Below are 9,974 nucleotides of genomic sequence, written 5' to 3' on the forward strand. Positions count from 1 at the left end.
CCATGACGCAAATCCAACCCAAAGAGGGGTTCAACCTCTCCAAATGGGCGCTCGACCATCCCGCCCTCACGCGCTACCTGATGGTGGTGCTGATGCTTCTGGGCTTTGCCGCCTACTTCCAGCTGGGGCAGGACGAGGACCCGCCCTTCACCTTCCGCGCTATGGTGGTGCGCACGTATTGGCCCGGCGCCACGGCGCAGCAGGTGGCCGAGCAGGTCACCGACAAGATCGAGCGCACGCTGCAAGAGGTGCCCTATGCGGACAAGATCCGCAGTTATTCGAAGCCCGGTGAGTCGCAGATCATTTTCCAGATCAAGGACTCGTCCAAGGCGAGCGAGGTCGCCAACGTCTGGTACAGCGTGCGCAAGAAGGTGGGCGACATGCGGTACACCTTGCCGCAGGGCATCCAGGGCCCGTTCTTCAATGACGACTTTGGGGATGTGTATGGCGTGATCTATGCGCTGGAGTCCGAGGGCTTCAGCTACGCCGAGCTCAAACAATTTGCCGACGACGCTCGCCAGCAGCTGCTGCGTGTGCCCGATGTGGCCAAGGTCGAGTTGTTTGGCGTGCAGGACGAGAAGCTGTTCATCGAAATCTCGCAAAAGCGCCTGTCGCAACTGGGCCTGGACATGAACCAGGTGCTGGCCCAGCTGGGCCAGCAAAACGCCGTGGAGAGTGCTGGCGCCATCCAGACCCCGCAAGACCAGGTGCAGGTGCGCGTGCAAGGCCAGTTCAACGCCATCGAGGACCTGCGCGCGATGCCGATCCGTGGCCCGTCAGGCGCGCAGCTGCGGCTGGGCGATATCGCCGAAGTGCAGCGCGGCTATGTGGACCCACCGGGCGTGAAGGTGCGCCACCAGGGGCGCGAGGTGATTGCGCTGGGTGTCTCCATGGCCAAGGGTGGCGACATCATTGCGCTGGGCAAGGCCCTGCACACCACCACCGACCGCATCGCTGGCACGCTGCCGGCGGGGGTGAAGCTGGTCAACGTGCAAGACCAGCCCAAGGCGGTGTCCACCTCGGTGAATGAGTTCGTCAAGGTGCTGATCGAAGCCGTGGTCATCGTGCTGGCCGTGAGCTTCATCAGCCTGGGTCTGCACAAGCGTCCCGGCAACCAGCCCTTGTGGAAGCGCTGGTACATCGACCCGCGCCCGGGGCTGGTGGTGGGTATCACCATCCCGCTGGTGCTGGCGGTGACCTTTCTGGCCATGTGGTACTGGGGTATCGGCCTGCACAAGATTTCTCTGGGCTCGCTCATCATCGCGTTGGGGCTGCTGGTGGACGACGCCATCATTGCGGTGGAGATGATGGTGCTGAAGCTCGAAGAGGGCTACGACAAGGTGCGTGCCGCCACGTTTGCCTACGAGATCACGGCCATGCCGATGCTGACGGGCACGTTGATCACCGCAGCCGGCTTTCTGCCCATTGGCATCGCTAAGTCGGTGACGGGCGAATACACCTTTGCCATCTTCGCCGTGACGGTGATTGCGCTGGTACTGAGCTGGATCGTGTCGGTGTACTTTGTGCCGTACCTGGGCACGCTGCTGCTCAAGGTGCCGCCCCATGTGCTGGCCGCCCAGGCCAACAAGGGCGTCACGGACGACCCGCACGAAGTGTTCGACAGCCCGTTCTACACGGCCTTCCGCCGTCTGGTGAACTGGTGCGTGGAGCACCGCTGGATCACCATTGGCGCCACGGTGCTGACGTTTGCGCTGGGCATCGTGGGCATGGGCAAGGTGCAGCAGCAGTTCTTCCCTGATTCCAGTCGGCCCGAGATCCTTGTGGACATCTGGTTCCCCGAAGGCACATCGTTCGCAGGCAACGAGGCCGTCACCAAGCGCGTGGAGCAGCGACTGCTGTCCGAGCCAGGCGTGAACACGGTGAGCACCTGGGTGGGCTCTGGCGTGCCACGGTTCTATCTGCCGCTGGACCAGGTGTTCCCGCAGAGCAACGTATCGCAGTTCATTGTGGTGCCACAGGACCTGAAGATTCGTGAATCGCTGCGCGTGAAGTTGCCCGCGCTGCTGGCGCAGGAGTTCCCGGAAGTGCGTGGGCGCGTCAAGCTGCTGCCCAACGGCCCGCCGGTGCCGTACCCCGTGCAGTTCCGCGTGGTGGGCCCCGACCCGCTGGTGCTGCGTGAGCGTGCGGACGAGGTCAAGGCCCAGCTGCGCCAGAACCCCAACATGCGCGGCGTGAACGACAACTGGAACGAGTCCGTGAAGGTGTTGCGCCTGGAGGTGGACCAGGCCAAGGCGCGCGCCCTGGGGGTGACCAGCCAGTCCATCGCGCAGGCGTCCAAGACCATCCTGTCGGGCACGCAGGTGGGCCAGTACCGCGAGGGCGACAAACTCATCGACATCCTGCTGCGCCAGCCGCTGGATGAGCGCAACGCCATCACCGACATTGCCAATGCCTACCTGCCCACGGCCTCTGGCAAGTCGATCCCGCTCACACAGATCGCCAAGCCCGTGTTCACCTGGGAGCCGGGCGTGATGTGGCGCGAAAACCGCGACTACGCCATCACCGTGCAAGGCGATGTGACCGAGGGCCTGCAGGGCGCCACGGTGACGGCAGCGCTGCAGCCGGCACTGAAGGAGATCGAGGCCAAGTGGCGCTCGGCGGGGCAGACGGGCTACCGCATCGAAGTGGCGGGCGCTGTGGAGGAAAGCTCCAAGGGATCGGCCTCGATCGCGGCGGGCATCCCCATCATGCTGTTCATCACCTTCACCTTGCTCATGCTGCAACTTCACAGCTTCAGCCGGGCGATGCTGGTGTTCCTGACTGGGCCGCTGGGCCTGGCGGGAGTAGCGGCGGCGCTGCTGCTGCTCAACCGCCCCTTTGGCTTTGTGGCGCTGCTGGGGGTGATTGCGCTCATGGGCATGATCCAGCGCAATTCGGTGATCCTGATCGACCAGATCGAGCAGGACCGCGCCCGGGGCGTGCCCGCCTGGGATGCCATTGTGGAATCGGCCGTGCGCCGTCTGCGCCCCATCGTGCTCACCGCCGCTGCCGCCGTGCTGGCCATGATCCCGCTGTCGCGCAGCGTGTTCTGGGGCCCGATGGCCGTTGCCATCATGGGCGGGCTGGTGGTGGCCACGGTGCTGACGCTGCTGGCGCTGCCTGCAATGTATGCGGCCTGGTTCCGTGTCAAACGACCTGCGCCAGAGGTTCCTGGTGCTGCTTGACCGACAGGGCGTCCGCATCAGGTAAAATAGAAGGTTGACCGATTTCACACAGGCGGCAGCTGAGGTTGCCGCCTGTTTGTTTGTAGAACCGCGCGGGTGGCGAAATTGGTAGACGCACCAGGTTTAGGTCCTGACGCCAGCAATGGTGTGGGGGTTCGAGTCCCCCCCCGCGCACCACCCATGTGAGACTTTGCGGAACACGGCGCTGCTGCGCTGCAGCCAGCACGATCCACATTCATAAGAGGAATAGCCATGGCCGTTACTGTTGAAACCCTTGAGAAGCTCGAGCGCAAGATCACGCTGAGCGTGCCCGTCACCCTGATCCAGTCCGAAGTGGACACGCGCCTCAAGCGCCTTGCCCGCACGGTCAAGATGGACGGTTTCCGTCCCGGCAAGGTGCCCATGAACGTGGTGGCCCAGCGTTACGGCTACTCGGTGCAGTACGAAGTGCTGAACGACAAGGTGGGTGAGGCCTTTGCCGTGGCTGCCAATGAAGCCAACCTGCGTGTTGCCGGCCAGCCCCGCATCACTGAAAAAGAAGGCGCCCCTGAAGGCCAGGTGACTTTTGACGCCATCTTCGAAGTGTTCCCCGAAGTCAAGATTGCTGACCTGTCGGACGCCGAAGTCGAAAAGCTCTCGTCTGAAGTGACGGACAGCGCCATCGACAAGACCATCGACATCCTGCGCAAGCAGCGCCGCAGCTTCGCCCAGCGCGCCATTGACGCCGCTGCCCAAGACGGTGACCGCGTGACCGTGGACTTCGAAGGTAAGATCGATGGCGAACCCTTTGACGGCGGCAAGGCCGAAGACTTCCAGTTCCTGGTTGGCGAAGGCCAGATGCTCAAGGAATTTGAAGACGCGGTGCGTGGCATGAAGTCCGGCGAAAGCAAGACTTTCCCCCTGGCTTTCCCTGCCGAATACCACGGCAAGGACGTCGCTGGCAAGACCGCCGACTTCCTGGTGACCATCAAGAAGATCGAAGCGGCCCACCTGCCCGAAGTGAATGACGCTCTGGCCAAGTCGCTGGGCATTGCCGACGGTTCCGTGGATGGCCTGCGCGCCGACATCAAGAAGAACCTGGAGCGCGAAGTCAAGTTCCGCTTGCTGGCCCGCAACAAGGCTGCCGTGATGGACGCCCTGGTGTCCAAGGCCGAGTTGGACCTGCCCAATTCCAGCATCCAGGCTGAAATTGCCCGCCTGATGGAAGGTGCCCGCGCCGAACTCAAGCAACGTGGCATCAAGGACGCCGACAAGGCCGAGATCCCTGAAGACGTGTTCCGTCCCCAGGCCGAGCGCCGTGTGCGCCTGGGCCTGGTGCTGGCCGAGCTGGTGCGCGCCAATGAGCTGCAGGCCAAGCCCGAGCAGCTCAAGGCCCACATCGACGAGCTGGCCGCCAGCTACGAGAAGCCCGAAGACGTGGTGCGTTGGTACTTCGGTGACCGTCAGCGCCTGGCCGAAGTCGAAGCCGTTGTCATCGAAAACAACGTGACCGAATTCGTACTGTCCAAGGCCAAGGTGGTCGAGAAGGCTATCTCCTTCGACGACCTGATGGCGCAGCAGGGCTGATAGGCCCTCGGGTTGGGTGGTCTGCCTCGTGCAACTGCCCGGTTCTGGTTGTCAAGACACACCAGGGGCTTGTGCTTTCGTGCACAAGCCCCAATTCATTTCTGGGTACAGTACCTGCTTGACTGGAGAAATACATGAGCGCATTGGAAACACAAGGCCTGGGCATGGTCCCCATGGTCATCGAGCAGTCGGGCCGTGGCGAACGGTCCTATGACATCTACTCGCGCCTGCTCAAGGAACGCGTGATTTTTCTGGTGGGTCCGGTCAATGACCAGACTGCCAACCTCGTGGTGGCGCAGCTGCTGTTCCTGGAGAGCGAAAACCCCGATAAGGACATTTCGTTCTACATCAACTCGCCCGGCGGTTCGGTGAGCGCCGGCATGGCGATTTTTGACACTATGAACTTCATCAAGCCCGATGTCTCGACCCTGTGCACCGGCATGGCGGCCAGCATGGGTGCATTCCTGCTGGCGGCGGGCGCCAAGGGCAAGCGTTTTGCGCTGCCCAACTCCAAAGTCATGATCCATCAGCCATTGGGCGGCATGCAAGGCCAAGCCACCGAGATCGAGATTCACGCCCGCGAGATCCTCAAGACCCGCGAACAGCTTAACAAGATCCTCGCCGAGCGCACCGGACAGCCGCTGGAGAAGATCCAGCGCGACACCGAGCGTGACTATTTCCTCTCGGCCGACGAAGCCAAGGACTATGGTCTGGTCGATCAGGTGATCAGCCAACGCGCCTGATCGCCTGAGGGCGACGAAGCGGCGTTTTCCCGAGGGGAAGACGCCGTTTTTTATTTGGTTATCATCCCGACAACTTTCCGAAACAAGCAAGGCATTGCCCCCATGGCCGAGAAAAAAGGCTCTTCCAGCGAAAAAACCCTTTACTGCTCTTTTTGCGGCAAAAGCCAGCATGAAGTGAAGAAGCTGATCGCCGGTCCGTCGGTCTTTATCTGCGACGAGTGCATTGACCTGTGCAACGAGATCATCCGCGACGAACTGCCGGCCGGTGACCTGGCCCGAGAAGGCCGCAGCGACCTGCCCACGCCGGTCGAGATCAAGGCCAACCTCGACAACTACGTGATTGGCCAGGACGTGGCCAAGCGCACGTTGGCGGTGGCGGTGTACAACCACTACAAGCGCCTGCGCCACAAGGACAAGGCCCACAAGGACGACGTGGAACTGTCCAAGAGCAACATCCTGCTGATCGGTCCCACGGGTTCGGGCAAGACGCTTTTGGCCCAGACCCTGGCGCGCATGCTGGACGTGCCCTTTGTGATGGCCGATGCCACCACGCTGACCGAGGCTGGCTATGTGGGCGAGGACGTGGAAAATATCGTCCAGAAGCTGCTGCAAAGCTGCAACTACGAAGTCGAGCGTGCCCAGCGAGGCATCGTCTACATTGATGAGATCGACAAGATCTCGCGCAAGTCGGACAACCCGAGCATCACTCGCGATGTGTCTGGTGAGGGCGTGCAGCAGGCGCTGCTCAAGCTCATCGAAGGCACCATGGCCAGCGTGCCGCCACAAGGTGGTCGCAAGCATCCGAACCAGGACTTTTTGCAGATCGACACGACCAACATCCTGTTCATCTGTGGTGGTGCGTTTGCAGGGCTGGAGAAGGTCATCGAGAACCGCACCGAGGCCTCGGGCATCGGCTTTGGCGCATCGGTCAAGAGCAAGAAGCAGCGGTCGCTGACCGAGGTGTTCACCGAAATCGAACCCGAAGACCTGATCAAGTTCGGCCTGATTCCTGAACTGGTGGGCCGGATGCCCGTCGTGACGGCACTGGCTGAACTGAGTGAAGATGCGTTGGTGGAGATCCTGACTGAGCCGAAGAACGCGCTGGTCAAGCAGTACAGCAAGCTCCTGGCCATGGAAGGCGTGGACCTCGAAATCCGCCCCGCTGCCCTGAAAGCCATTGCCCGCAAGGCGCTGGCCCGCAAGACAGGCGCTCGCGGCCTGCGTTCGATCCTGGAGCAATCGCTGATCGGTACGATGTTCGACCTGCCCAATACCAGCAACGTCGAGAAGGTGGTGGTAGATGAATCCACCATCGAAGAAAACAAGCCGCCGCTGCTTGTATACCGCGAAGCGGCCAAAAAGGCCTGAGAAGACCGGAGCGGGCGCCTTGTTGTCGCCCTTTGAACCATCAACCCTTGCGCCAGTACGGCTGCGTGCAAGGGTTGAAAATCCCCACATGTGGACCCACTTCCACAGAGTACTTTGAGGATTTCCATGTCCGGACATACCCCCCTGCCAGCCACCCCTATTGATCTGCCGCTCTTGCCTTTGCGCGATGTGGTGGTATTCCCTCACATGGTGATCCCGCTTTTCGTGGGCCGCACCAAGAGCATCAAGGCCCTTGAGATGGCCATGGAGGCCGACCGCCGCATCATGCTGGTGGCCCAAAAAGCCGCTGCCAAGGATGAGCCCTCGGTGGCCGACATGTTCGATGTGGGATGTGTCTCCACCATCTTGCAGATGCTCAAGCTGCCCGACGGCACCGTGAAGGTGCTCGTGGAAGGCCAGCAGCGCGCCCTGGTAGCTTCCATTGAAGATGCGGAGACGCATTTCATGGCCACCGTGACGCCGGTGGAGGCGACCCCCGAAGCCAACAAGCCCAGCGAAATCGAGGCCCTGCGCCGCGCGGTGATGCAGCAGTTTGACCAGTACGTCAAACTCAACAAGAAGATCCCGCCGGAAATTTTGACTTCCATCTCCAGCATTGACGACCCAGGTCGTCTGGCGGACACCATCGCCGCGCACTTGCCCCTCAAGCTCGAGAACAAGCAGGTGGTGCTGGATCTTTCGGATGTGAAGGCGCGCCTCGAAAACCTGTTCGAGCAGCTTGACCGCGAGGTGGACATCCTCAACGTGGACAAGAAAATCCGTGGCCGCGTCAAGCGCCAGATGGAGAAGAACCAGCGTGACTTCTATCTGAACGAGCAAGTCAAGGCCATCCAGAAGGAATTGGGCGAGGGCGACGAAGGCGCAGACATCGAAGAGATCGAGAAAAAGATCAAGTTGGCCAAGATGCCGGCCGAGGCGCGCAAGAAGGCCGAGGCCGAACTCAAAAAGCTCAAGCTGATGTCGCCCATGTCGGCCGAAGCGACGGTGGTGCGCAACTACATTGACGTGCTGACCGCTCTGCCGTGGAGCAAGAAGACCAAGATCAAGCACGACCTGGTCAACGCCGAGGGCGTCCTCAACGAAGACCACTACGGCCTCGACAAGGTCAAGGACCGCATCCTTGAATACCTCGCGGTACAGCAGCGCGTGGACAAGGTGAAAGCGCCTATCCTGTGCCTGGTGGGCCCTCCTGGCGTGGGCAAGACCTCGCTGGGGCAATCGATCGCCAAGGCCACCGGCCGCAAGTACGTGCGCATGGCCCTGGGCGGCATGCGCGACGAGGCCGAGATCCGCGGGCATCGCCGCACCTACATCGGTGCGCTGCCGGGCAAGGTGCTGCAGAGCCTGTCCAAGGTGGGCACGCGCAATCCGCTGTTCCTGCTGGACGAGATCGACAAGCTGGGTACTGACTTCCGGGGCGATCCGTCGAGCGCTCTGTTGGAGGTGCTGGACCCCGAGCAGAACCACACCTTTGGCGACCACTACGTCGAGGTGGACTTCGACCTGAGCGATGTGATGTTCGTCGCCACATCGAATTCGATGAACATTCCGCCGGCACTGCTTGACCGCATGGAAGTGATTCGCCTGTCGGGCTACACCGAAGACGAGAAAACCAGCATCGCCATGAAGTACTTGCTGCCCAAGCAGCTCAAGAACAATGGTGTGAAGGACGAAGAACTGCTCATCACCGAGCCTGCAGTGCGCGACATGGTGCGTTACTACACCCGTGAAGCGGGTGTGCGTTCGCTCGAGCGCGAGCTGTCCAAAATTTGCCGCAAGGTGGTCAAGGGCCTGCAGCTCAAGAAACTGGAGCCGCAGGTGGTGGTCACGGCTGACAACCTGCCGGACTTTTTGGGCGTGCGCAAGTACACCTATGGCCGTGCGGAGCTGCAAAACCAGGTGGGGCAGGTAGTAGGCTTGGCCTGGACCGAGGTGGGTGGAGATCTGTTGACCATCGAGGCGGCCATCATGCCGGGCAAGGGTGTGATTACGCGCACGGGTTCGCTGGGTGATGTGATGAAGGAATCCGTGGAGGCTGCCCGTACGGTGGTACGCAGCCGAGCGCGCATGCTGGGTATCAAGGATGAAACGTTCGAAAAGCGCGACATCCACATTCACGTGCCAGACGGTGCCACCCCCAAGGACGGCCCCAGCGCGGGGGCTGCGATGACTACCGCGTTTGTTTCTGCGCTCACGGGTATCCCTGTGCGCGGCGATGTAGCCATGACAGGCGAGATCACGCTGCGTGGCGAGGTGACGGCCATTGGTGGCCTCAAGGAAAAGCTGCTGGCCGCATTGCGCGGTGGCATCAAGACCGTGCTGATCCCTGAAGAGAATGTGAAGGACCTCGCCGAGATTCCGGACAACGTGAAGAGCGGCCTGGAGATCGTGCCCGTGCGGTGGATCGACAAGGTGCTGGAAGTGGCGCTGGAGAGCAAGCCCGTGCCGCTGACGGATGAAGAGGTTGCAGTGGCTGCTGCGGTGCCTGTGTCGACGGACAAGGCAGCGGTGTCGTCCGCCACGGCCGATGGATTGAAACATTGACGCAATTTTTTTGGGAACTCCCAAAAAATGCGCTACAATTCATTCCATCGCAGCAAACGTTGTACAATGTAAGGCTTCGGTAAATGCGGGAATAGCTCAGTTGGTAGAGCGCAACCTTGCCAAGGTTGAGGTCGAGAGTTCGAGACTCTTTTCCCGCTCCAATTTCCACAAAAAGGGAAGCAGTTGCTTCCCTTTTTTGTCAGAGGAATGAGAGTTCCTGGCGCGGTAGCAAAGCGGTTATGCCCCGGATTGCAAATCCGGTTAGTCCGGTTCGACTCCGGACCGCGCCTCCAGATATGGTCTGCAGCAGTGAAGCGATCAAAGCCTCTGGGCCGAGACGTTCGCAGGGATCGTGTCGATGGATGGTGGTTGGATGGAAATTTTTTGGCTTGCAATCGAATACGGTCAAAAATAGTTATATAATTTGAGGCTTGCTGATAAGCACTAACGGAAACGTTAGAGAAATCAGAAAATGCGGGAATAGCTCAGTTGGTAGAGCGCAACCTTGCCAAGGTTGAGGTCGAGAGTTCGAGACTCTTTTCCCGCT

5 protein-coding genes and 4 tRNA genes are annotated in these 9,974 nt (G+C 60.9%); all 9 read left to right on the forward strand.

The window, feature by feature from the left end:
* Window positions 1-2: 2 nt before the first annotated feature.
* The 9 genes from AC1Q64_RS03775 to AC1Q64_RS03815 all read left to right on the forward strand — a co-directional run bounded on the left by AC1Q64_RS03775 (window position 3) and on the right by AC1Q64_RS03815 (window position 9,974).
* Window positions 3-3,185 (forward strand): efflux RND transporter permease subunit, encoded by a 3,183-nt coding sequence (locus tag AC1Q64_RS03775; RefSeq protein WP_492250524.1) that lies wholly within the window; start codon window positions 3-5, stop codon window positions 3,183-3,185.
* Window positions 3,186-3,275: 90 nt separating this feature from the next.
* Window positions 3,276-3,362 (forward strand) — tRNA-Leu (locus AC1Q64_RS03780).
* 75 nt (window positions 3,363-3,437) lie between these two features.
* Window positions 3,438-4,751 carry a trigger factor gene (gene tig, locus AC1Q64_RS03785; protein WP_056064489.1) on the forward strand — a complete coding sequence of 438 codons (1,314 nt, stop codon included), beginning with the start codon at window positions 3,438-3,440 and terminating at the stop codon, window positions 4,749-4,751.
* Between the two features lie 134 nt (window positions 4,752-4,885).
* Window positions 4,886-5,494 carry an ATP-dependent Clp endopeptidase proteolytic subunit ClpP gene (gene clpP / locus AC1Q64_RS03790; protein WP_015014885.1) on the forward strand — a complete coding sequence of 203 codons (609 nt, stop codon included), beginning with the start codon at window positions 4,886-4,888 and terminating at the stop codon, window positions 5,492-5,494.
* 102 nt (window positions 5,495-5,596) lie between these two features.
* On the forward strand, window positions 5,597-6,862 hold the full coding sequence (gene clpX, locus AC1Q64_RS03795) for an ATP-dependent Clp protease ATP-binding subunit ClpX (RefSeq protein ID WP_291438280.1): 1,266 nt from the start codon (window positions 5,597-5,599) through the stop codon (window positions 6,860-6,862).
* A 126-nt stretch (window positions 6,863-6,988) separates the two neighbouring features.
* A complete protein-coding gene (gene lon, locus AC1Q64_RS03800) occupies window positions 6,989-9,427 on the forward strand; it encodes an endopeptidase La (protein WP_492250525.1) in 2,439 nt (812 codons plus the stop codon).
* An 85-nt stretch (window positions 9,428-9,512) separates the two neighbouring features.
* Window positions 9,513-9,588 (forward strand) — tRNA-Gly (locus AC1Q64_RS03805).
* A 58-nt stretch (window positions 9,589-9,646) separates the two neighbouring features.
* Window positions 9,647-9,720: transfer RNA gene (locus AC1Q64_RS03810), tRNA-Cys, on the forward strand.
* 181 nt (window positions 9,721-9,901) lie between these two features.
* Window positions 9,902-9,974: transfer RNA gene (locus tag AC1Q64_RS03815), tRNA-Gly, on the forward strand.

The organism is Acidovorax sp. GW835-FHT14G06, from assembly GCF_058793595.1.